Source organism: Janthinobacterium goodfellowi, assembly GCF_051380695.1.
In the GTDB taxonomy this organism is placed as follows: domain Bacteria; phylum Pseudomonadota; class Gammaproteobacteria; order Burkholderiales; family Burkholderiaceae_D; genus Janthinobacterium.
This window is the reverse complement of record NZ_JBNYXN010000003.1, coordinates 473,763-497,287: the sequence shown is the minus strand read 5'-3', so window position 1 is coordinate 497,287 and position 23,525 is coordinate 473,763. Positions and strand designations below refer to the sequence as shown.

Here is a 23,525-nt window from a genome sequence, read left to right as displayed (position 1 = left end):
CCGCATGATGAAGACGCAAGCGCATCACACTGCCGCGCCAGCTCCCTTGCTGGAGTTGCGCGGCATCAGCAAAGCCTTTCCCGGCGTCAAAGCCCTCAGCGATGTTGCCCTGCGCCTGTATCCGGGCGAAGTGCACACCCTGATGGGGCAAAACGGCGCCGGGAAATCGACCCTGATCAAGGTGCTGACGGGCGTCTACACGCCCGACAGCGGCCAGATTTTACTCGACGGCAAGCCCATCGCCCCCGCCTCCACCTCGGACGCGCAGGCGCTCGGCATCAGCACCGTGTACCAGGAAGTCAATCTGTGTCCGAATCTGTCGGTGGCGGAAAACATCTTTATCGGCCGCTATCCGCGCCGCTTTGGCGCTATCGACTGGCGTTCCATGCAGCAACAGGCGCGTGCCTTGCTGCAGCAGTTGCAGATCGATATCGACGTCACCGCGCAATTGTCCAGTTTTCCCTTGGCCATCCAGCAAATGGTGGCCATCTCGCGCGCGCTGAACATTTCGGCCCGCGTGCTGATCCTCGACGAACCCACGTCCAGCCTGGACGAGGCGGAAGTCCATCTGCTGTTTTCCGTGCTGCGCCGCCTGCGCGAGCAGGGCATGGCGATCCTGTTCGTGACCCACTTTCTCGACCAGACCTACGCCATTTCCGACCGCATCACTGTCATGCGCAATGGCGAGCGCGAAGGAGAGTATGCGTGCAGCGAACTGTCGCGCCTGGCGCTGGTCAATAAAATGATCGGCGTGGCGGCCGATACCCAAGCGCAAGAACTCGACCTGGCGCAAGAAGCGGGCGCGGCCAGCTTCGGTCCGAACGTGCTGGAAGCAACAGGGCTGGGCCGCAAGGGCGCCTTGCTGCCCATGGATTTCCACATCCGCCAGGGTGAATTGCTGGGCCTGGCTGGCTTGCTCGGTTCGGGCCGCACGGAACTGGCGCGCTTGCTGTTTGGCGCCGACAAGGCCGACTCGGGCACGATCACCATGCAGCGCCAGCCGCGCCACTTCAATGTGCCGCGCGACGCGATTGCCCGCGACATCGGTTTTTGCTCGGAAGACCGCAAGCATGAGGGGGCGATTTTGTCGCTGTCCGTGCGCGAAAACATCATATTGGCCTTGCAAGCCCGCACGGGCTTGCTGCGCGCCATCCCGTTCAAGCGCCAGCAGGCGCTGGCCGACGAATACGTGAAGGCGCTGGGCATCAAGACGGCCAGCATCGAAACGCCGATCGGCAGCCTGTCGGGCGGCAATCAGCAAAAAGCCTTGCTGGCGCGCTGGCTGGTGACCTCGCCCGCCATGCTGATTCTCGATGAACCGACGCGCGGCATCGACGTGTGCGCCAAGCAGGAAATCATGAGCTATGTCAGCAAGCTGTGCCGCAAGGGCATGGCCATCCTGTTCATCTCGTCCGAACTGCCCGAAGTGCTGCGCTGCAGCGACCGTATTCTGGTCATGCGCGACCGCAAGGCGTGCGGCGACTATGCGCGCGGCGAGCTCGATGACAGTTCCGTGCTGCAAGTGATTGCCGGAGAGACAGCATGAGCATGACCACATCGTCGCCCGCCGCCCCTGCGGCGCGGGCGGCTGCCACCACGGATTCTTCCATTGTGCATACCGTTTTACACCACTCCCTGAGCCGGCCCCTGGCCGCGCTGTGCTTGCTGCTGCTGGTCGATCTTTTTGCCATCCCCGGCTTTTTCCATCTGGAAATTCGAGACGGCCACCTGTACGGCAGCGTGATCGACATCGTCAACCGCGCGGCGCCCTTGATGCTGGCGGCCCTGGGCATGACCCTCGTCATCGCCACGCGCGGCATCGACATTTCCGTGGGCGCCGTCGTGGCCCTGTCCGGCACCGTGGCCGCCATGCTGATCGGCGGCACCATGGTGATGGAGAACGGCGTGCCGACCTACGTGAGCAATATCCCCATGGGCTGGGCCCTGGCGGCGGCCCTGGGTGCGGCGCTGCTGTGCGGCACCTGGAATGGCGTGCTGGTGGCCGGCCTGGGCTTGCAGCCCATCGTCGCGACCCTGATCCTGATGGTGGCCGGGCGTGGCCTGGCGCAATTGCTGACGGATGGCCAGATCGTCACCGTCTACTATCAGCCGTTCTTCTTCATCGGCAGCGGTTATCTGTTCGGTTTGCCCTTCTCGCTGTTCCTCGTCGCGGCCGTGTTTATCATTACCGCCGTGCTGATGCGGAAAACCGCTTTGGGCCTGTTCATCCAGTCCGTCGGCATCAACCCCGTCGCCGCGCGCCTGGCGGGTATCCGGACGGCGACCCTGATCTTTTTCGTCTACGTCTTTTGCGCCGCCTGCGCGGGCCTGTCGGGGCTGATGATCAGCTCGAACATCAAGAGCGCCGACGCCAACAATGCGGGCCTGATGCTGGAACTCGATGCCATCCTGGCAGTGACGTTGGGCGGTACCTCGCTGGCGGGCGGCAAGTTCAGCCTGGTCGGCAGCATGATCGGCGCGCTCATCATCCAGACCCTGACCTACACGATTTATTCGCTCGGCGTGCCGCCCGAAGTAAACATGGTCGTCAAGTCGGTCGTCGTCTTCCTCGTCTGCCTGTCGCAATCGTCGGAATTCAAGCAATTGCTGCATCGGAGAAAAGCATGAAGGGCTTGCTGCACACCCCGTATTTCACCTCGCTCGTCACGGTCTTGCTGCTGGTGGTGATGCTGGGCCTGGGCGGCGCCGCCTACCCGGGCTTGCTGTCGACGCAAGTGATCTTTAACCTGTTGATCGATAACGCCTTTTTGCTGGTGATCGCCGTCGGCATGACCTTCGTCATCGTCTCCGGCGGCATCGACCTGTCCGTCGGTTCCGTGCTGGCCCTGTCGACCATGATCGCCGCCTGGCTGCTCAACGTGGCGCACTGGCCGCCGCTCCTGGTGATCGCCACCGTGCTCGCGCTGGGCACCGTGTTTGGCGCCGGCATGGGCGCGCTGATCCATTATTTCAAATTGCAGCCCTTCATCGTCACCCTGGCCGGCATGTTTCTGGCGCGCGGTTTGTGCTATTTGATCAGCATCAACTCCATCACCATCGCCGATCCGCTGTTCGTCGCCATGTCGCAGACGCAACTGGGCTTTCTCGGCGGCTTCGTCTCGCCCGGCGTCGTCATTGCCGTGCTGACCCTGCTGCTGGCCATCTGGCTGGCGCACGCCACGCCGTTCGGCCGCGCCGTGTATGCGATCGGCGGCAATGAGCAGTCGGCCCTGATGATGGGCTTGCCCGTGGGCCGCACCAAGGTCTTCATTTATGCCTTCAGCGGCTTTTGCGCGTCGCTCGGTGGCGTGCTGTTTTCGTTCTACATGCTGTCCGGCTATGGCTTGCATGCGCAAGGCACGGAACTGGACGCGATTGCCGCCGTCGTCATCGGCGGCACCCTGCTCAGCGGCGGCTATGGCTACGTGGCGGGCGCCCTGTCCGGCGTGCTCGTGCTGGGCACCATCCAGACCCTGATCGCCTTCGACGGCACGCTCAGCTCGTGGTGGACCAAGATCGTCATCGGCGGCCTGCTGTTCGTCTTTTGCGTCGTGCAAAGACTGATGGCCATGGGCCAGAAAAATACCAAGGGGAGTTAATCTGATGTTCAAGCAACACACACTTGCCGCCACCATCGGCATGGCGTTGGCGCTCGCCTGCGCGGCATGCGGCGTGCAGGCGGCCAACCCCATCGTGAAAAATATCTACACGGGCGACCCGGCCGCGCTGGTCGATAATGGCCGCGTGTATTTGTACGTCGGCCACGATGAAGCGAGCGCCACGGATACGGATTACCGCATGCATGAATGGCGCGTGTATTCCTCGTGCGACATGGCGAACTGGACCGACCACGGCTCGCCCGTGCGCTTTTCAACTTTTGCCTGGGCCGGCAAGGATGCGTGGGCGGGCGACATCGTCAAGCGCGGCGGCAAATACTATTTCTATTCGACCGTCGACCACAAGACCATCCCCGGCAAAGCCATCGGCGTGGCCGTGTCGGACAGCCCGACGGGACCCTTCGTCGACGCGCGCGGCAGCGCCCTGATCACGAACGACATGACGAAACAGACGGCGATCCCGTGGGACGACATCGACCCGGCCGTCTTCATCGATACGGATGGCCAGGCCTATCTTTACTGGGGCAACACGGTCTTGAAATACGCCAAGCTCAAAGCCAATATGACGGAACTCGATGGCCCGATTCTGACCTTCGGCATGGATGCGTTCACGGAAGCGGCGTATATGCACAAGCATGCGGGCACGTATTACCTGTCGTACTCGCGTAACTTCCCCGAAGAAACGGCGTACTCGACGGGCCCCACGCCGACGGGGCCGTGGCATTTCCGCGGCACCATCATGGACAAGAATGCCGTCGTGAAAACCATCCACCAGGCCATCATCGAGTTCAACGGCAAGTCCTACATCTTCTATCACAACGACAAGCTGCCCGGCGGCGGAGAATACCGGCGTTCCGTGGCCGTGGAAGAGCTGAAATACAAGCCGGACGGCACGATCGAATTCATCCATCAGACGGCTGGTCCGGCTGCCAACCCGAGCGCCGCCTGCAAGGCATCGTGACCGCTCGTTGACCACGCACAAAAAGGAGACACACCGATATCTATAACATCGATATTGAGCTAAAACCGATATCGATCATGATATGATTTATTCATGGATACCCTCAACCCCAACTGGTTCTTGCGAGCCCGCCTGAAGACGCGGCAATTGCTGCTGTTGATCGCCCTTGACGAGCAGCGCAACATCCATCGCGCGGCGGAAGAATTGCACATGACGCAGCCGGCCGCGTCCAAGCAAATCAAGGACCTGGAAGAGATGCTGGACGTGCGCCTGTTCGACAGGTTGCCGCGCGGCATGGAGCCGACCATCTACGGCGAAACGATGATACGCCACGCGCGCATGGCGCTGACGAGTCTGTCGCTGGCGCATGACGACATCGTCGCCCTGAAGTCAGGCCTGACGGGCCAGGTGGAAGTGGGCGTCATCATGACGCCGGCCATGGCCTTGCTGCCGCGCGCGATTGCCCGCATCAAGCAGCAGGCGCCGCTGATGCGCATCGGCGTACATCTGGAGCACAGCAACACCCTGATGGACATGCTGCAGCACGGCACGCTGGACTTCATGATCGGGCGCATCCTGGAAAAGGAAAGCAGCGCCGGCCTCATCTATGAAGAATTGACGGAAGAGCCGGCCAGCGCCGTGGCGCGCAATGGCCACCCGCTGCTGTCGCGCAAGAATCTGCAATTGAAGGACCTGGCGGGCCAGCCGTGGATCTTGCCGCCGCAAGGCAGCATCCTGCGCCACCGCTTCGACATGATGTTCCGCCGCGCCAGCCTGGAGCCGCCCGTGGACGTGGTCGACACGACCGCCTTGCTCTTGATCACGTCCCTGCTGCAGCAGACGGATTCCCTGCACGTGATGCCGACGGAAGTGGCCCATTACTACGAATCGCTGAACGTGCTGAGCATTTTGCCCATCGAACTGCCGTGCAAGATGGATGCGTTCGGCATCATCCGCCAGCAGGATCATCTGTTGTCGCCGGGGGCGGACATGTTGTTGAAGGCTGTACGCGCCACGGCTGCGGACATGTATTGACGATCACCGAATAAAACGTCCATGGTGTTGTTGCCGTGCCTTGTCGTACATTCGTACTGCCTGCGGCACGGCGCCTAGCCCTGAACATTTTCTTCGGCGCCGTCAACGACTTCGGCGATTTTTACTACGAATAAGCAAGTTCAATCGGGCACTTCAAAGAAAAACAGCTGCACCAGCCGGCCATTCTCCGGCGTATCGCCAAACACATTGCTGATCGAGTGAAAGTAGTGGCCCTTGTATACGATCAGGCGGTTGTGGCGCATCGGCACTTCCAGCAGCGCTTGCCAACTGTCGCGCTGTTCCTGTAAGTCGTTGAATTTCTGCACTTTACTGTTCGGCAGCCAGCGTTTCTGGAAATCCTTGAAGCTGGCGTAGCCGCCCGCCTTGACGTCCGCCTCGGGCAAGCGCCGGTACCAGCCGCTGGGCTGGTGGCGCCAGAACGTGGTGCCGCCCTGGCACTGTTCGGGCGGGTTCAGGTACAGCACGCCCGCATAGAAATTGAAATTATTGCCCGTCTCGTTGTCCACGTGGATATCCGTGCGCGCCATCGCGTCCGCATAGCTGAGGCGATACGAGCCGTTGTCGGGCGAGATAAAACGGATGGGGCAGCCCAGCGCCGTGGCGATGCGCTCCATGATGGCCTGGCTGGGCTGGCCCGCCGTCTGGCTGCCCGGATAATTCTGTCCCGCATAGCGCTGTTGCTCGAACGGCAGCGCCAGCGCCTGGGCGCGCCAGGCGGCCGGATCGGGCAGGAAATCGTCGAGGATGTGTAAATCCGTTTCGCGCAGGAATTCCTGCAGCGATGGCGCGACGTTGATCGGTGTCAAAGTTTCTGCCTGTTCCGCTTGCGGGCTGGCAAAGCCGATGCGGCAGGTTTGCGCCAGTGCCGGGTGCAAGGCCAGCGCTTGCGCGTAGCGGGCCAAGGCCAGTTCCTGCTGTCCCGTGCGGTAATACAGTTCGGCCAGGCCTTGCAGGGTTTGCCAGCGCTGCGGGCGCAGGGCGTGGGCCCGTTCCAGTTCGGCGATGGTCTCCATCAGCCGCTGTTTTCCCATCAGCAATTCGGCATGGCTGATGGCGAAATCGTGTTCGTGCGGCGCCAGCCGCGCCGCCGTGGCGTAGCTGGCCAGCGCCGCTTCGCTGTCCGTACCGCGCAGCACGTTACCGAGGTTGTAGTGGAACAGGGCATTGTCGGGCTGTTGCTTGAGCGACAGTTTCAACAGGCCCAGGCCGATGGTGCCCTGGCCCAGCTCCAGCATCGCCAGGCCCTGGAAATGCTGCGCTTCGGCCAGGGCCGGATCTTGCTTGTAAGCAGCCTGGTAGGCATTGATCGCCTCGATCAGCTTGCCTTGCTGCTGCAGTTGCCGGCCCTTGGCCAGCTGTTGTTCCGCCAGTGTCTGTTCGCCCATGTCGCTATCCCGATGCAATGTGGCGAACAGTGTAACCGAGCTCGTTCTACAGTGCCTGGCTGACAGGAATTTCCTGTCCGTTCAGCTTGATCGCCACCTTGACGATCTGCGCCTTGACCTGGTTGCTGCCCATGTCCGCTTCCTGGGCGTAGGCGTACACGACGATGGCGAAATCCTTGTAGCCGCTGCGCGCCGCCTCGATCTTGCGCGCCGCCTCCTGGTCCACCTTCAGCAGCGAGTAGCCGTCGCCGTTGGTAAATGCCAGCTTGTAGTCGCCGTTGTCGTACATGTAGTAATACGTGCCCGCTTCGGCGAACTTGGCGGGGAAGGCGGCCTTGTCCATCGCGTACGGCGACAGCGCGCCCTGGCCGTTGATCTGATAGCGCAGGTAGCGTTTCGTCCTGGCTTCATTGACCTTGGCGTCGATTTGCGGTTTCAGCGCGTCGAGCACTTCCTGCTTGCGGAAGGCGTCGTTGCTGCCCGCATATTCGCGCGAGATGCGCTGCGCCACGGCCGCGTAGTCGGGCGGCACGCCGGACAGGGCGATGTAGCTGTACATCAGCTGGTTGCCGCTCGTGATGTCGACATAGCTGGCGCTTGGCGTGGCCGGGTCCGCTTGCGGCAGGCTGGCGGCCGCCGCTTTTACCTGGGCCTTGGCAGCCATGTCGGCCACGCTGGTGGCGGGCGTCGACGCCGCAGGCGTTGCATTCTCGGAGGGCTTGCCGCAGGCGGACAGCAGGATGGCGATGGCGAGCAGGGCGGGCAGGGTACGGTGCATGATATTTCCTTCAAAGTAAGTGGAAAGTAAGTGGAGAGTGGGTGACTTAGCCGATGGTTTTGCGCTTGTATTCGCCGACGCCGTAAGCGGCCAGGACGATGGAAGACGCCAGCACCAGGTAAAAGCCGATGCCGAACGAGAGTCCCTGCCACACCTGGCCCAGCATTTCGCTGGCCATCTGTTCGGCCATGCGGGCCGCGCGGCTGCCCATGATGCCGCCCATGGCGTTGCCCGCGTCGCTGACGGCGCCCTTGATCTTGATGAACAGCAAGCTGCTGTGGAGGACGATGAACAGCAGCGGCGCGCACTTGCCCAGCGCCGCTTTCGGGTGGCTGCTGGCCATGGTGGCGCAGCAGGCGGCAATGGCCAGCAGGAAGAAAAACTGGGCCGAGGTAAAACCGCTGCCGCCATCGCGGGCAAAGCTTTCCAGGCTGTCCGCGGACAGGCCCAGCAGCTGCCAATAGGTGCGCGAGACGGAGGCGAACAAACGGATGCCGATGGTGTTGAAGATGAAGGCGCCGGCGATCAGCACGCCAAGAGCCCCCAGCACCTTGACGCCGAGCGCCGAGACGGCCCGGCCCCACAGTTGCTGGCCCTTGTCGCGCGCCAGCTTGGCGGCGCCGGCCATGTCTTCCTGCGCCAGTTGCTGGGCGGGAATGGCCGTGACAGTGGCGAGGCCGCCGGCGTCATCGAAGCGCACGTCGACGACGGCGTTGATGGCGGGCGCCACGTCCGAGCGCCAATGGGTGGCCACGTCGAAGGCATGCTGGATGCCGGCCACGCTGACGGAACCTTGTCCGTTCGGTTGGTAGGCGAGGATGCGGCCCCGTTGGCCGGTGGTAATGGTTGCTGCCGGGCTGGATGTGTGCATAAGATTTCCCTGGTCACTGTCATGCTGTATTGCATGTACCCACGGATAACGGGGGCAGTTCAGGGAAATCCAAAATTATTTTGAGTTATTTTTTCGGCGGCTGCATCATGTCCTTGGCGGCGCCCTGGTAATCCTTCATCAAGCCCATGAAGGCATCCTGCAGATGGCGGGCCGCGTCCTGCGGCGGCGCGCCCGTGCGCCGCGCCAGGTCGAATTGGTAGGCGTGGGCGGGGCTGTAGCCGGCTTGTGAAGCGGCGTCCAGCAGCACGCCCGCCCGTTTCAATGACGCCGGGTCGCCCTTGACCATCAGCAATTCGGCCAGATAGGTCTGTGCGATAGGAAAGTCTTTCGCGGCCGCCTTTTCCAGCCACTGCATGCCCGCCTTCGGCTGTTTGATGCCCGCATCGCCGCCGCCGATGCCGTAGCCGAGCGCCGTCAGCGCCACCAGATCGCCGCCGCGCGCGCGCTTTTCCAGCTGCTGGCGGGGAAACGGGCGGGCCGCGATCTGCATGCGGATTTCATAGTTGATGTCTTGCAGTACGTTGCCTGGCCATACCTTGGCGCCGGGGGCGGCCGGCTTTTCCACCGCTGGCGCAGGCGCCGGGACCGGTGCGCGCATGCCGCCCTGTCCTTGCGCGCCGGCCAGCACGCCCGGTGCCGGCGGGCTGAGGCCCTTGCCGCTGCCCATGTTCAGCACCAGCCGCGCCGACGTTTCGCCGAACGACACGCGCGGTTTTTGCACGTCGTGCGTCATGGCGGCGACCCTGGCCGCCACTTGCGAAAACACGTCGCTCATCGGCAGACCCGGGGCGTCGAGCGCGTCGAGCAGGGCGCTGGTGTACGGGCTGTTGCGCGAATCGGGCGACCAGAAATCGCGCGCCAGGGCGCCGGGACCGGCCGAATAGGCGATCACCACGCCGCGTGGCGCTTGCGTGTCGGCAAAGCCGTGGCTGGCCGCGTTGCCGCCGCCCGGGACCATCACGGCGCCGCCGCGCGTATATTCCTGCCGGCAAGCGTCGAGGATCAGCACGGCGCCGCGCGCGCCCGTGCGCTGCAGGTCGCCCGCCAGGCTGGACACGGACACGCCCTGCGCGGCGATGGCGGACGCGCTCAGCGCATTCATGTTCGCGCCCAGCGGCAGCACATAATTGGCTTCGCCCGCCTGCGCGCCGTGGCCCGCGTAAAACACGAGGGCGATATCGGCACCGCGCGCCTGCGTGGAAAACTCGGCCGACGCCTTTTGCAGCTGCACCGCATTGATGTCCGTGCGCAAGAGCACTTCAAAGCCCAGGCGGCGCAGGCGCTCGGCCATGGCGCGCGCATCGTTCACGGGATTTAACAGGGGCTGGGGATAGGCCGCGTTGCCGATCACGAGGGCGATGCGCTTGCCGGGAGCCGCAGGCGCGGCGGCGTGCGCGACGTTGCTGAGCAGTAAAAAGAACAGGCTGAAAAACAGGGAAATCAGGCGATGCATCGGCGTCTCGGGAATTGTCGTGAAAGTAACAAAAGTTAGCGATTTTTACTGTGATATGAGAAAATTGCCTAAATGCATTTTACCTTACTGACAAGTTTCTCTTGTCTGGCCAGCGCACGGTGTACATCGCCGCCGGCCAGTGGCGCGTGGCGCCCAACCCAAGATCGGACCGGCTGTGCAATCGGAACAATTTGAACGCATTCATGACTTCTGGACGCGCCGCCAGCGGCTGTCGCAAGGCGAACTGGGCGAGTTTTACCAGCGCGTCATCGCCGCGCTGACGCCGTGCCGCCCGCGCGAGGCGGCCTCGCTGGGCGATACGCTGGCCGACTTGCGCCACCAGTTTTTCATTGAAAAAGTCCTGCACGGCGACAGCGACGCCGCGCCCCACCACGTCGGCGCCTTGTTCCTGTACTTCAAGCGTTTCATCATCGACCAGTTGCGCAAGCAGCGCGATGACGACGATGCCGATGCGCAAGAGGGCTGCGAGCTGCAGGCGCCCGACTCTTATGCCGCGCCGCTGCGCGACTACCAGCTCACGCCGCAGCAAGTGCGCGACGCGGCCGACGTTTTTATCGCCACCTTGCCGCAGGATTTGATCTTGCTGCTGCGCCATTGCGGCTGCGGCGGCATGCCCGTCAGGGAACTGGCCGAGCAGATCGCTTCCGCGCATTACCACGGCGGAAAATTAGGCCTCGTGCACCGGCAGAAGGGCGATCCCGCCAGCGCGGGACGGCAGATCGTCGAGCCGGCCCACCGCGCCACCTTGCTGGGCAGCTGGGTCTTGACCCTGCTCAAGCTGCGCGTGGGCGATGCCCTGGGCGCGCGCGATATGCAGGCGGCGCAAATAGTTTTGGATATTCTGTGCGTGGCCGCGTTATCCCTGCACATGGACCCCGTGTCCACCCACCCGAACCCTGATGAAAGGCCAACGGCATGACTGCATTGACGCCCTCGCTGGCCATCGTTGCCGCGCGCCTGCCATCGCCCCCGACTTCCGCCGAGCTGCTGGACGCGGATGTGGCGGGCACTAGCCCCGACTGGCGCGGCATTGCCGTGCCGGATCACCTGATGGAACGCTTTGCGCGCCGCAGCGACGCGGCGCCCCTGGCCGGGCGGCCCATCGCGGGCGGACAGATCCACCTGCTGGCGCGTTGCCCCGGCTTTGGCGCCGTGCTGCTCGACACCTGGGACAGCACGCGCCAGCGCTGGCGCGGCTGGCTCGTCACGCCGGACGCGTCCTATGCCGATGCCTGCGGCCTCGTGGTCGAGGAGCGCGACGCGCCCGCCGATCCCCGCGCGGGCCTGGTGCTGTGCGACATGCCGGTCACTGTGGCCGTGACGGACCTGGGCGCCTGCCTGGGCGTGTTCAGCCAGGAGCGCCTGCAGGCGGCGCGCTGGCTGGAAACGCATGGCCGTGCCAATGGGGCCACGGCGGCGCCGGGCGTCATCGCCCGCGTGGCTTTGCCCGGCGACGATTACGCCTTGACGGGCACGCCGCTGTCGAGCGAGCTGGGCAAGGATGGCCGCGTGGCGTACCGGCAACTGCTGCGCCAGGGGCTGCAGCAGTTGCAGATCGCTTCGGCCGATGCCGCCGCGCCACAGCTGACGCCAGTCAAGGCGGCCAATGCGAACCGCTGGCTGAAGATCGTCACGGCCGTGGCCGCCAGCGTGATGGTGGTGCAATCGGCCTGGCTGTTCCTGCCGAAAGATCAGGCAGTTGTCGGCAATGCGGAATTCCGCAATGGTGCTCCGCAGCGCAGCGGCGTCGAGACGGGCGTGCGCACGCGCGTGCTGTTCCGCGCCGAGGCGACGGAGGCGGAGATCCGCACCTGGCTGCAGCGCGAGCAGCTGGAAATCGTCGCCGGGCCGGACACCCTGGGCGCTTTCACCGTGCTGTCGCGCAACCGCCAGAAAGTCTTGCCGCCGCCAGGCCCGGGCAATCCGCTGGCCGTCATCAATCCCTGAATTCTGAAATAAGAGAAAGTTATCAAGTATGGCAACGTATAAGAATTTTGCATCCGCGCATTGGCGCACACTGGCCCTGAGCGTGGCCGCCGGCATCCTGTTGACGGGCTGCGCCATGACGCCGAACGGCCGTGGCGGCGTGATGATGGGCCTCGATACGGCCGAGCTGTTCGGCACGCCGCTGTCCACCTTCCGCCTGCGCGACGGCACGGAAGGGACCTTGCGCAAGGATCCGCAAGGCAAGTATTCGATCAAGCTGTCGCAGGCGTTTCGCGTCGTGCCGCTGGCCAACGCGATCACGGCCCGCGTGGCGCGCGTGGAAAACGTGGGCGAGCGCACCGTGGTGATCGTGGAAACCCAGGAGCGCGGCTGCGCCTACCGCTATGAAGTGCTGGCGTTCCAGGGCACGGACGTGCTGCAGTGGACGGTGGGCAATTGCAAGGACCGCCCCCGCGTGGAACTGGCGGCGGATGCCAAATCGCTCAATATCGACTTTCCCAACTACAACCGCCTGTCGCGCATGATCTACACGGACAACCGCCTGCTCAACGCCAGCGTGGCCGTGCCGCCCGGCGTCGATACGCGCGCCCAGCCGTTTGCCGACGACGGCTTGCGCGGCACGGGACCCATCATCGCCACCCAGCCTGGCAGCGATAGCGGACGCGTGATTCCCGCCCCGCCAGCCCCGGCATCGGCCCCGGCCCCGGCCGCCGCGCCGAAAGCGGGCAGCCGCGCCAGCGCCAAGCCGCGCCGCCAGGAAACCCCGGCCAGGGCGGCGGCGCCCGCCATCAGCCTGCCCGCCCCGCGCAGCGCGGCGGCTGCCCCTGCGGCGCCGATGATCTTCCAGGCTGAAGAGATCAAGCCCGTCGTCATCGATCTGAGGAAATAAGATGGCCGCGAGTTTGCGCAGTCTGCAAATCCGGCAGACCTTGATCCTGATCGTCCTGACGATCATTTATTTGTGCTGCGAGCTGGGCTTCAATGCCCGTTTGCTCGACGTGGTGGGCGGCGACGTCAAGCCGCACGACGTGGAAGGCGTGGAATTCTATGGCCGCAGCCTGTCGGGCATCGCCGCCGCGCTGGTGGTGCTGCAGCTGATGTGGCGCCGCCGCCTGAAGAACAATGGCAGCGGCCCCAGCTGGAAAAAGATCGTCTTTTGCTGCGTTGCCACGGCCGCGGTCGTGTTCGGCATTCTGAAGACCACGGTCACGGTGCTGGTCGAAACGCGCGATGCGCAATTTCGCCGCCTGGCCTTCAACACCACCCTGATGCAGCGCTCGCTGGTGGGCGGCAGCCTGCAATTGCAGGGCCTGGTCGATGATCCCACCCTGTTTGCCAAGCCGGAAGGCAAGGCTTTCCTCGCCCTGTTCCCCTTCCTGGCCGTGTCGGTGGGCCACCTCGACGAGCGCATGGAACCGGCCAAGGAACAGTTGATCAACTTTAATGTCCGCAAGATCGCCGGCGGCGCGGCCGGCTACTACGACAAGTACCAGCAGGCGATCGGCGAAGTGCACGACAAGTGGAAATTGTATTCGGGTATCATTCCCGACGACGATGCGGGCTTGCGCCAGCAGCAGGAATCGGCGTGGAACGATTACCGGCAAAGCCTGTCGCGTCACGGCTGGCAGCCGCATTCCGTGCCGGCGCGGCGCAAGGCGGCCGTCGTCAACAATGTGCGCAAGAAGGTGCCCGTGTCGGCCAACTGGCACCCGGCCGACCAGCTATCGTTCCGCCTGGCCGTCAAGCGCCGCTATGCGTCGGAAGCGGCCGGCAAGGGGTTGACTATCAAGGGCGACCGCATTCCGCCCGGCTTGTCCTTCCCCGCCTTCGTCGCGCGCCCCGGCATCCAGGCCGTGCTGCGCGACGGGCCGGACGGTGGCGACGGCAGCGAGGCGGGCAAGGGCTTGCGGCTGCCCAAGGGCGCCGTGGTGCAGGACGCGTATGCGAGTCCCGCCGAGTTCAGCCGTCTGTTCGACCAGTTCGCCGCGCGCCAGACGGCGGAAAAGCTGGTCGAATACCGCGCCAGCCGCAGCGACTTCGAAGTGAATGGCAAGTATTATGCAGAGGGCAAGGAAGCGGCGCGCGCGGCCATCGTGCCGCCCGTCGCCCTGTTCTTTTCGCTCTTGGGCGCCATTGGCCACTTTTCGAAACTGCTGTACCTGATCGCCACCGTGGGCTTGCTGGTGCTGGCGGCGCGCCGGGGCGAGCAGGCGGGCGCCGATGGCCAGCTGAGCCGCCGTTCCGCCTGGATCGCCACGGGCGTGCTGGCCGGCGCCTTCCTGGGAACCTGGGGCATTTTCAGCCTGTCGGACAACAATGTCACGAAGAGCGAGCTGTTCCGCCAGATGCTGGACTGGAACCGCCAGGCCGACGGCGACAGCACGCGCTGGCAAATCGCCGGCAAGGGCTTGCTGGCCAATATCACGCACGTGGTGGCGGTGGGGCAGGGCTACAGCTACCCCGTCAACGAAGCGATCCGCATCAATATTTTGCAGGGACTCGAATATGGTTATCACCCGGAAAAGAAGTAAGGCGGCCGCCCTGGCTTTGCTGCTGTGCATGGCCAGTACGGCCGTGCAGGCCGACTGCCTGGGCATGAAGGTGCATGCCCACCGTGGCGCCGGCAATGCGCCGGAAAACTCGCTGAGCGCGCTGCGCAACACGTATTTCGGCACCTGGGACGGCGTCGAGACGGATTTGCAGCTGCTCGGTGACGGCAGCTGGGTCGTGCACCACGATCTGCTCACGGGCCGGGTCGTCGACACAGGATCGCCCCGCACCGTGAAACAATTGACGGCCGACGACTGGCGCGCCGCCAGCATGAAGAACCGTGGTGTGGCCACGGCGGAAACGCCGCCGTTCGTCAGCGATGTGGCCGACCTGGCCACCGCGTTCCCGGCCAAGACCCTGAATGCGGAAATCAAGGACGTCGTGGCGTCGTGCGCGCCCATCAATACGCTGGTGGGGCAGTTGCGCGCCAACATCAAGCACGGCAACTGGTTTTTGACGTCGGGTGTGCCGAACAACCTGGCCTGTGCGCGCCGCGCCGATCCGCAAGGCTACCTGGGCCTGCTCGTGTTTGATGCGCGCAATGCGCAGGCGGCCGGCGCCAACCGGGTCAGCCGCTATATCGCGAAAAATGCCCGTCCGCCCAAGCTGGACAAGCCCTGGCTGCAGCGCGTGCAGCAGCAGATCGGCATGCCCACGGGCGTGCACGTGGATGCGCGCAGCCTCGACGCCAATCCGAATTTGCTGGGCGATGCGGCCAGCCTGAACATGCCCGTCTTCGTGTATGCCGTCGATGGCGACTCGGCCCTGGCCGCGTCCCTGCTGCGTGCCCAGCAGCGCAGCCACCGCTGGCCCAGCGGCGTCATTCTTGACGGCAATCCGGAAACGTTTTGCGCGATGATGAAGTAATCACTTTGATTGACCGGGAGACCTTGCCATGACCCTGACACAGACCACACAGACCGACCCTGCCGCCGCGCTTGCCCGCAGCGCCATCGGCGCCATGTTCTTTTCCCTGTTTGGCGGCCTGTGGGTGGCCGCCTGGTGCGTGCAGACGTATGGCGCGCATCCCTTAAGGTTGCTGCCCATTGCTGCCATCACCGTCCTGCTGTTCATGCTGGCGTGGCGCCAGTTCCGCCGTCACCGGGCAGCGCATGCGGCGGCGGAACAGACGCCGGAAGCGAAGCGCGCGGGCCGGCTGTTCAATATCGTGAACGCGGGGCAATGGATCGCCATCTTCATCGTCGGCAACGTCTTGAAAAACCTGGGCTTGCAGGCGTGGTTCATCCCCGCCGTGATCCTGATCGTGGGCCTGCATTTCTTTCCGCTGGCCTGGCTGTTCAAGGCGCGCCGCCACGTGGCCATCGGCATGGCCCTGTGCGTGTGGGCCATCGGCTATCCGTTCACCGTGCGCCATGGCCCCATCCATCCCGTCGGCTGCCTCGGTGCCGGGCTGATCCTGTGGGTGGCGGCCCTGGCCGCCGTGCGCGCCGGTTTTGCCGTGCAGCAGAACACCTTCCAAGCCCAGAAGTAGCTGCGTCAGACGGCCCGCACAGGGCCGTTTTTATCCCCGTTCGGTCTCCGTTTTTTTTCTTTTCCTGCCTGTTTTTTGCGCATTGCAGCATCGATAATGTTTGCATCGCGCGCCCGGTTGGCCTATAAATGTAATCGATTACATTTATATGAAAAGCCCCATGCCGCCAGCCGTCCCGTCTTCCCTGCCGACAGAAACCGTCTCCATCAGCGCCGTTGCCGCGCATGCGGGCGTGTCGGTGGCCACCGTCTCGCGCGTGATGAACGAGCAGGCAGGCGTGCGGGCGCCCACGCGCGACAAGGTGCTCGCGTCCGTGGCCGCGCTCGGCTACCGCATGAACCACCTGGCGCGCAGCCTGCGCACGGCCGAGAGCCGCATGCTGCTCACCATGGTGCCGGACGTGGGCAACCCTTTCTATGCGCAGATCGTGCGCGGTATCGATACGGTGGCGCGCGAACACGGCTACTTTGTATTGCTGTGCGACACGGGCGCCGATGCGGGCCGCGAGCGTTCCTACTTCGACTTGCTGCGCATGCACCGCGCCGATGGCGCCATCTGCCTCGATCCGGACACGGTGCAGCATGCCCTGTCGCATGAATCCGTCAGCCTGCCGTGGGTGGCCTGCTGCGAATTCGACCCCGCCGTGGCCGTGCCCTATGTCGGCATCGATAACCACCGGGCCGCCTCCGACGCCGTCGCGCACCTGCTGTCGCGCGGCCATACGCGCATCGGCCTGATCAATTCCGATGAGCGCTACCTGTACGCGCGGCAACGCCAGCAAGGCTATCTGGACACCCTGGCGGCGGCCGGCTTGCCCGTGCAGCCGCAGTGGGTGCACACGGTGCAAAGCCTCGATTACGAAGCGGGCACGGCCGCCACGTTGCGGATGATGGCGGGACCCGATGCGCCGACGGCCATCTTTGCCGTCTCCGATACCCTGGCCATCGGCGTGCTGAGCGCGCTGCGCCAGCTGAAAAAACGCGTGCCGGAAGACGTGGCCGTGATCGGCTTCGATGATATCGCCATCGCCGCGCAGATCGATCCGGGCTTGACCACCATCGCGCAGCCGATGCGCGAGCTGGGCGAGACGGCGGCGCGCTTGCTGCTGCAGCGGCTGGCGGACCCCGCTGCACAGGTACCTGGGGTGTTACTCAACCATAACTTGGTCTTGCGAGGGAGTGCATAGTGAGCGTTGCCGTCGGTTTTGAAGGGGTGTGCAAGGATTTCGGCCCCGTGCGCGTCTTGCATGGCGTCAGTTTTACCCTGGCACCGGGGCGCGTGTATGGTTTGCTGGGCGAAAACGGCGCCGGCAAGTCGACCCTGATGAAAATCCTCGCCGGCTACGAGGGCGTGAGCGAAGGCCAGCTGCTGATCGATGGCCAGCCCCGCCGCTTTGCCAGTTCGCGCGCGGCGGAGGCCGCCGGCATCGTGCTGATCCACCAGGAATTCAACCTGGCCGAGCACCTGACGGTGGCGCAAAACATGTTCCTCGGCCACGAAAAGACGCGCGGCTGGCTGCTCGACGAGACCGCCATGCGCGAGGAAGCGTCGCGCTACCTGAAACAGGTGGGCCTGGACGTGTCGCCCGACACGAAAATCCGCGACCTCATCGTTGCTGAAAAGCAGCTGGTGGAAATCGTCAAGGCCCTGTCGCGCCGCGCCCGCTTTTTGATCATGGACGAGCCGACCGCCACCCTGACGTCGTCGGAAACCCAGCGTTTGTTCGCCGTGATGGCCCAGCTGAAGGCGGACGGCGTCACCATCCTCTACATTTCCCACAAGCTCGACGAAGTGGAGCGCAACACGGACGAAGTCATCGTCATGCGCGACGGGCGTTTCGTCACGCGCGAGCCGACGGCCAGCCTCACGCGCCAGCAGATGGCGAACCTGATGGTGGGGCGCGAATTGTCCGACATGTTCCCCGCGAAAGTGGCGCTGGCGCCCGATGCCCCGATTCTGCTGAAGGTCGATGGCTTGAACGTGCCCGGCTGGGCGAAAGCGCTGTCGTTCGAGGTGCGCGCGGGCGAAGTGCTGGGCTTTGCGGGCCTGGTGGGCGCGGGGCGCACGGAATCGTTCGAGGCGCTGCTGGGCTTGCGCCCACGCAGCGCGGGCACGATCCATCTCAATGGCCAGCCCGTGGACATCCGTAGCCCCAAGCAAGCCATGCGGCACGGCATGACCTACCTGAGCGAAGACCGCAAGGGAAAAGGCTTGCACGTGAACCTGGGCTTGCGCGAAAACCTCACCATGATGACGATGGAGCGCTATGCGCGGCCCTGGCTTGATGTGAAGGGCGAGAAGCAGGCGCTGGCCAGGGCCGTCGAGGATTTCAATATCCGCACGGGCGACCTCGACAGCCGCGCGCGCATGCTGTCGGGCGGCAACCAGCAAAAGCTGGCGCTGGCCAAATACCTGCATTCGGACCCCCGCGTCGTCGTGCTCGATGAGCCGAGCCGCGGCGTGGACGTGGGCGCCAAGCGCGACATTTACTTTTTGATTCACCGTCTGGCCGCCGAAGGGCGCGCCGTGATCGTGATTTCATCGGAACTGATCGAATTGATCGGCCTGTGCCACAGAGTCGCCGTGATGCGCGCCGGCACCTTGCAAGCCACCCTGTCTGCTGACCACCTGACCGAAGAGGAGTTGATTGCCCATGCAACCGGCACGCACTGACACCACCGTATCCCCAATCTCCCGATTCGGCGCGCGCATCAAGGGTTTCGGCCCCGTGCTGGGCTTGTTATCTTTGTGCATCGCGGGCACCTTGCTCAACGGCGACTTCGCCACTATGGATAACCTGATGAACGTGCTCACGCGCACGGCCTTCATTGGCATCATCGCCGTGGGCATGACGTTCGTCATCATTTCCGGCGGTATCGATTTATCGGTCGGCTCGATGGCGGCCCTGATCGCCGGCTGCATGATCTATTTCATGAATGCGCTGGCGCAAGGGGCGGGCGGCGAGCTGGCGCCGATCACCATGCTGGTGCTGGGCATCGCCATGGCATTGATCCTCGGTGCCGGTTTCGGCCTGATGCACGGCTTGTTGATCAGCAAGGGCAATATTGAACCGTTCATCGTGACCCTGGGCACGCTTGGCATCTTCCGCGCCGTGCTCACGTATCTGGCCGATGGCGGCGCGCTGACCCTGGACGCCACGCTGTCCGAGCTGTACAGCCCCGTCTACTACACGAGCGTGCTGGGCGCGCCGATCCCGATCTGGATCTTTCTGTTCGTCGCGGCGGCCGGCGCCATCATATTGAACCGCACCACGTTCGGTCGCCACGTGCAGGCGATTGGTTCCAACGAGCAGGTGGCGCGCTACGCGGCCATCAATGTCGACAAAGTGAAAATCGCCACCTACATGCTGCTGGGCGTGTGCGTGGGCATCGCCACGGTGCTCTACGTGCCGCGCCTGGGCTCGGCCACGCCGACGACGGGCTTGCTGTGGGAGCTCGAAGCGATCGCCGCCGTCGTCGTGGGCGGCACGGCGCTGAAGGGCGGCGAAGGGCGCATCGTCGGCACCGTCATCGGCGCCATCCTGCTCTCCGTGATCAGCAATATCCTGAATTTGACCAGCATCATCAGTGTCTACCTGAATGCCGCAGTGCAAGGCGTGGTGATTATCGCCGTCGCCTTCCTGCAGCGAGGCCGCAAATAAAAACACAGCGGCGTTCTGAAAGGGCGGCCAACGGGCGCCCACAACCTTGGAGGAGAGCAGCATGAAGAGCTTTATACGGGTAGCAGGGATGGCAGTGCTGGTGATGCAGGCGTGGGCGCTGCCGATGGGGCCGGCGCAGGCCGCTGACAAGCTCGTCGTCGGCGTGGCCATCCCCACGGCCACGCACAGTTTTACCTCGGGCATCGTGTGGTGGGCCAACCAGGCCAAGGCGGAACTCGAGAAAGCCCATCCGGGGCTGAAAATCATCGTCAAGACGGCCGCCACGGCGCCCGAGCAGGCGAACCAGTTGCAGGACATGTTGACGGTGAACAAGATCAACACCCTGGTGATCTTCCCCATCGAATCGGCCTCGCTGACGCAGCCCGTCGCGCAGGTGAAAAGCAAGGGCGTGTACGTGACGGTGGTGGACCGCGGCCTGACGAACACACAGTCGCAGGATGCGTACATCGCGGGCGACAACACGGCCTTCGGCAAGCTGCCGGCCGAATATCTGGCGAAAAGCCTGAATGGCAAGGGCAATATCGTCGTGCTGCGCGGCATGCCGACCACGCTCGACAATGAGCGTTTTGACGCGTTTTCTGCCGTCATGAAGGGCCATCCCGAGATCAAGGTCCTGGATGCCAAGTATGGCAACTGGAACCGCGACGATGCCTTCAAGGTCATGCAGGATTACCTGACCCGCTTCAAGCACATCGACGCCGTCTGGGCCGCCGATGACGACATGGCCATCGGCGTGCAGAAAGCCATCGCGCAAGCCAAGCGGACGGACATCAAGCAAGTGTTCGGCGGCGCGGGCGCGAAGGGCGCGGTGAAAAAGATCATGGACGGTTCCGACCCGCTGATCGTGGCCGACGTGTCGTACTCGCCGAAGTTCATGTACGACGCCATCAAGCTGACGACGGAAGCGCGCCTGAAAGGTGATAAATTGCCGGCCAACACGATCATCCCGTCGGTGCTGATCACGCGCGAGAACGCCAAGCAGTTTTACTTTCCGAACTCGCCTTTTTAATTGAACCTCCCCCAGGGCCAGAGTCCTGGGGGCTAAAGGATACCCATGAAAACCATCCAGGGCCCGGCCATCTTCCTGGCCCAGTTTCTCGGCGACGAGCCGCCGTTCGACTCGCTCGAGCACCTGGCGCAATGGGCGGCCGGCCTGGGCTACAAGGGCTTGCAGCTGCCGACGGCGCCGCGCCTGTTCGACCTGGAGCAGGCGGCCGCCAGCCAGCAGTACTGCGACGACGTGGTCGCCTTGCTGGCGCGCCATGGCTTGCAGGTGACGGAATTGTCGACGCATTTGCAGGGCCAGCTGATCGCCGTGCATCCGGCCTACGACGCGCTGTTCGACGGCTTTGCGCCAGAACAAGTCCGCGGTGATCCGGCCGCGCGCACGGCCTGGGCCACGCAGCAGCTGCTGTGGGCGGCCACCGCCTCGCAGCGCCTGGGCCTGACGGCGCACGTGACGTTTTCCGGCGCGCTGGCCTGGCCGTATCTGTATCCGTGGCCGCAGCGCCCGGCCGGACTGGTGGAGACGGCGTTTGCCGAGCTGGCCAGGCGCTGGCTGCCCATCCTCGATGCGTTTGATGCTGCCGGCGTGGACCTTTGCTATGAATTGCATCCGGGCGAGGATTTGCACGACGGCGTGACCTTCGAGCGTTTCCTGGCCGCCGTCGACGATCACCCGCGCGCGTCGATCTTGTACGACCCCAGCCACTTCGTGCTGCAGCAGCTCGATTACCTGGCGTTCATCGACATCTATCATGCGCGCATCAAGGCCTTCCACGTCAAGGACGCGGAGTTCCGGCCGAACGGGCGCCAGGGCGTGTATGGCGGCTATGGCGACTGGCAAGACCGGGCCGGGCGCTTCCGCTCGCTCGGCGACGGGCAGATCGATTTCAAGGCGATTTTCTCGAAGATGGCGCAGTACGACTTTCCCGGCTGGGCCGTGCTGGAATGGGAATGCTGTCTGAAACACCCGGAGGACGGCGCGGCCGAAGGGGCGCGCTTCATCCGCGATCACATCATCCACGTGGCCGAACGCGCGTTCGACGATTTCGCGGGCAGCGCCGTGGACCAGGGCCAGATCAACCATTTGTTGGGATTGAAATAGGGAGACGACATGCAGCGACGCTTACGGCTGGGCATGGTAGGGGGCGGGCAGGGCGCATTCATCGGCGCCGTGCACCGTATTGCGGCGCGCATCGACGACCAGTACGAACTGGTGGCAGGCGCCCTGTCGTCCGACCCGCAGCGCGCGCGCGACAGCGGCGCCGCGCTGCACCTGGCGCCCGAACGGTGCTACAGCGATTACCGCGCCATGGCGCAGGCGGAAAGCACTCGCCCGGACGGCATCGAGGCGGTGGCCATCGTCACGCCGAATCACCTGCATGCGCCCGTCGCCACGGCGTTCCTGGAAGCGGGCATCCACGTGATCTGCGACAAGCCGCTGGGCATCTCGCTGGCGGAGGGGCAGGCGCTGGCCGCGCTGGCCAAGCGGAAAAATCTGCTGTTTGCGCTCACGCATACCTACAGCGGTTACCCGCTGCTGCGCCACGCGAAAGCGATGGTCGAGGCGGGCGAGATCGGCGAGCTGCGCCTCGTGCAAGTCGAGTATTCTCAGGACTGGCTGGCCGACGCCATCGCGGCGGGCGGCATGAATGAAGGCAACTGGCATAACGACCCGCAGAAGGCGGGGCCCGGCGGCACCCTGCTCGACGTGGGCTTGCACGCCTACCACCTGGCGCAGTTCGTCAGCGGCCTCACGCCGCAATCCGTGCTGGCGGAGCTGTCGACTTTCGTTCCACATCGCACCCTGGACGACCACGTGCAGGTGATGCTGCGCTACGCCAACGGAGCCAAGGGCACCTTGTGGGCCAGCCAGGTGGCGACGGGGTGTGAAAACACGGTGCGCTTGCGCCTGTTCGGCAGCAAGGCGCAGCTGGACTTCGATCAGGAACAACCGAATGCACTGTGGTGTACGCCGCAGGGCGGCAACCGCCAGCTGCTGCGCCCGGGACGGGTCGACAGCGCCGCCGCGCGCCACGCCACGCGCGTGCCGGCCGGCCATCCGGAGGGTTATCTGGAAGCGTTCGCCCAGCTGTACCTGGATGCGGCCTTGCATATCCGGGCCCTGCAAGCGGAGACGCCGATACCGGAAGCGGCGCGCTGGCTGCCGACTGTTACCGATGGCGTGGCGGGCCTGGCCTTTGCGGAAGCCGTGCTGCGCAGCCATGCGCAGGGCGCTAGCTGGACCACCCTGGCGGACTGTTAAACTGGGCGCATGAGCGCGCCCCTTACCATTCCCACCTTTACCGTCACCATCGTCCCGCAAGGCTGGCAATTCCCGGCCGACGCGGGCACGACGCTGCTGGCCGCCGCCGAGCTGGCCGGCATCCGCCTGCTCAGTTCCTGCCGCAACGGCACTTGCCGCACGTGCATCTGTCACATGCCCGAAGGAAAGATCCGCTACACGGTGGACTGGCCCGGCATCAGCCCCGATGAACGGCTCGACGGCTACATCCTGCCCTGCGTGGCCGTGGCCGAAAGCGACCTTACCGTGCAGGCGCGGGCCGTGCGCAAGTAAAGCATTGCTGTGAGTATCTGTTAGATTTTAACAATGTTTCTCATGCTATAACATTCAGTCCAGGTTTCCAGCACACCTCCATTGGGGAGGAAATGAAACCTCAACATGGAT

22 protein-coding genes are annotated in these 23,525 nt (G+C 64.3%); 18 read left to right on the top strand and 4 right to left on the bottom strand.

Annotation, left to right across the window (positions count from 1 at the left end):
- Positions 1–4: 4 nt before the first annotated feature.
- From ACQ4WQ_RS14655 to ACQ4WQ_RS14635, 5 genes are all read left to right on the top strand, one after another.
- The gene (locus tag ACQ4WQ_RS14655) at positions 5–1,546 is read left to right on the top strand and encodes a sugar ABC transporter ATP-binding protein (RefSeq protein ID WP_436498002.1); all 1,542 of its coding nucleotides are present in this window, start codon (positions 5–7) and stop codon (positions 1,544–1,546) included.
- Positions 1,543–2,628: an ABC transporter permease gene (locus ACQ4WQ_RS14650; protein ID WP_436498000.1), complete on the top strand. Its 1,086-nt coding sequence runs from the start codon at positions 1,543–1,545 to the stop codon at positions 2,626–2,628. Before ACQ4WQ_RS14655 ends, ACQ4WQ_RS14650 begins: the two co-directional genes overlap by 4 nt.
- Positions 2,625–3,599 (top strand): galactofuranose ABC transporter, permease protein YjfF, encoded by a 975-nt coding sequence (yjfF, locus tag ACQ4WQ_RS14645; RefSeq protein ID WP_436497998.1) that lies wholly within the window; start codon positions 2,625–2,627, stop codon positions 3,597–3,599. The genes ACQ4WQ_RS14650 and yjfF overlap by 4 nt, the downstream gene beginning before the upstream one ends.
- 4 nt (positions 3,600–3,603) lie before the next feature.
- Positions 3,604–4,578, top strand: a complete 975-nt coding sequence (locus tag ACQ4WQ_RS14640; RefSeq protein ID WP_436497996.1) for a glycoside hydrolase family 43 protein — start codon at positions 3,604–3,606, stop codon at positions 4,576–4,578.
- A 93-nt stretch (positions 4,579–4,671) separates the two neighbouring features.
- The gene (locus ACQ4WQ_RS14635) at positions 4,672–5,613 is read left to right on the top strand and encodes a LysR family transcriptional regulator (protein ID WP_035823672.1); all 942 of its coding nucleotides are present in this window, start codon (positions 4,672–4,674) and stop codon (positions 5,611–5,613) included.
- 140 nt (positions 5,614–5,753) lie between these two features.
- On the opposite strand, the gene ACQ4WQ_RS14630 is transcribed toward ACQ4WQ_RS14635, so the two are convergent.
- The 4 genes from ACQ4WQ_RS14630 to ACQ4WQ_RS14615 form a co-directional block, all read right to left on the bottom strand.
- Positions 5,754–7,019, bottom strand: coding sequence for a DUF6445 family protein (locus ACQ4WQ_RS14630; protein WP_436497993.1), 1,266 nt, complete (start codon positions 7,017–7,019; stop codon positions 5,754–5,756).
- A gap of 46 nt (positions 7,020–7,065) precedes the next feature.
- Positions 7,066–7,797, bottom strand: a complete 732-nt coding sequence (locus ACQ4WQ_RS14625; RefSeq protein WP_326458921.1) for a hypothetical protein — start codon at positions 7,795–7,797, stop codon at positions 7,066–7,068.
- 46 nt (positions 7,798–7,843) lie between these two features.
- Positions 7,844–8,668, bottom strand: coding sequence for a hypothetical protein (locus ACQ4WQ_RS14620; RefSeq protein WP_436497991.1), 825 nt, complete (start codon positions 8,666–8,668; stop codon positions 7,844–7,846).
- A gap of 85 nt (positions 8,669–8,753) precedes the next feature.
- On the bottom strand, positions 8,754–10,142 hold the full coding sequence (locus ACQ4WQ_RS14615; RefSeq protein ID WP_436497989.1) for a caspase family protein: 1,389 nt from the start codon (positions 10,140–10,142) through the stop codon (positions 8,754–8,756).
- Between the two features lie 175 nt (positions 10,143–10,317).
- On the opposite strand from ACQ4WQ_RS14615, the gene ACQ4WQ_RS14610 reads away from it, so the two are divergent.
- The 13 genes from ACQ4WQ_RS14610 (at position 10,318) to ACQ4WQ_RS14550 (ending at position 23,414) form a co-directional block, all read left to right on the top strand.
- A complete protein-coding gene (locus ACQ4WQ_RS14610; protein WP_436497987.1) occupies positions 10,318–11,082 on the top strand; it encodes a hypothetical protein in 765 nt (254 codons plus the stop codon).
- Complete coding sequence (locus ACQ4WQ_RS14605) at positions 11,079–12,110, top strand: hypothetical protein (RefSeq protein ID WP_436497986.1); 1,032 nt, start codon at positions 11,079–11,081, stop codon at positions 12,108–12,110. The genes ACQ4WQ_RS14610 and ACQ4WQ_RS14605 overlap by 4 nt, the downstream gene beginning before the upstream one ends.
- 28 nt (positions 12,111–12,138) lie before the next feature.
- Entirely contained in the window at positions 12,139–12,999 is an 861-nt protein-coding gene (locus ACQ4WQ_RS14600; protein ID WP_436497984.1) for a hypothetical protein, read from the top strand.
- Between the two features lies 1 nt (position 13,000).
- Entirely contained in the window at positions 13,001–14,641 is a 1,641-nt protein-coding gene (locus ACQ4WQ_RS14595; RefSeq protein WP_436497982.1) for a hypothetical protein, read from the top strand.
- Positions 14,616–15,527: a glycerophosphodiester phosphodiesterase gene (locus ACQ4WQ_RS14590; protein ID WP_436497980.1), complete on the top strand. Its 912-nt coding sequence runs from the start codon at positions 14,616–14,618 to the stop codon at positions 15,525–15,527. The genes ACQ4WQ_RS14595 and ACQ4WQ_RS14590 overlap by 26 nt, the downstream gene beginning before the upstream one ends.
- 28 nt (positions 15,528–15,555) lie before the next feature.
- The gene (locus ACQ4WQ_RS14585) at positions 15,556–16,152 is read left to right on the top strand and encodes a hypothetical protein (protein WP_436497978.1); all 597 of its coding nucleotides are present in this window, start codon (positions 15,556–15,558) and stop codon (positions 16,150–16,152) included.
- Positions 16,153–16,300: 148 nt separating this feature from the next.
- Entirely contained in the window at positions 16,301–17,338 is a 1,038-nt protein-coding gene (locus ACQ4WQ_RS14580; RefSeq protein WP_436497976.1) for a LacI family DNA-binding transcriptional regulator, read from the top strand.
- Positions 17,338–18,825: a sugar ABC transporter ATP-binding protein gene (locus tag ACQ4WQ_RS14575; protein WP_436497974.1), complete on the top strand. Its 1,488-nt coding sequence runs from the start codon at positions 17,338–17,340 to the stop codon at positions 18,823–18,825. The genes ACQ4WQ_RS14580 and ACQ4WQ_RS14575 overlap by 1 nt, the downstream gene beginning before the upstream one ends.
- The gene (locus tag ACQ4WQ_RS14570; RefSeq protein WP_436497972.1) at positions 18,806–19,813 is read left to right on the top strand and encodes an ABC transporter permease; all 1,008 of its coding nucleotides are present in this window, start codon (positions 18,806–18,808) and stop codon (positions 19,811–19,813) included. Before ACQ4WQ_RS14575 ends, ACQ4WQ_RS14570 begins: the two co-directional genes overlap by 20 nt.
- A 61-nt stretch (positions 19,814–19,874) precedes the next feature.
- Positions 19,875–20,843 carry a substrate-binding domain-containing protein gene (locus ACQ4WQ_RS14565; protein WP_436497970.1) on the top strand — a complete coding sequence of 323 codons (969 nt, stop codon included), beginning with the start codon at positions 19,875–19,877 and terminating at the stop codon, positions 20,841–20,843.
- Positions 20,844–20,888: 45 nt separating this feature from the next.
- Entirely contained in the window at positions 20,889–21,941 is a 1,053-nt protein-coding gene (locus tag ACQ4WQ_RS14560) for a sugar phosphate isomerase/epimerase family protein (RefSeq protein WP_436497968.1), read from the top strand.
- A 9-nt stretch (positions 21,942–21,950) separates the two neighbouring features.
- Entirely contained in the window at positions 21,951–23,102 is a 1,152-nt protein-coding gene (locus ACQ4WQ_RS14555) for a Gfo/Idh/MocA family protein (protein WP_436497966.1), read from the top strand.
- 9 nt (positions 23,103–23,111) lie between these two features.
- Positions 23,112–23,414, top strand: coding sequence for a 2Fe-2S iron-sulfur cluster-binding protein (locus ACQ4WQ_RS14550; RefSeq protein WP_436497964.1), 303 nt, complete (start codon positions 23,112–23,114; stop codon positions 23,412–23,414).
- Positions 23,415–23,525: the final 111 nt, after the last annotated feature.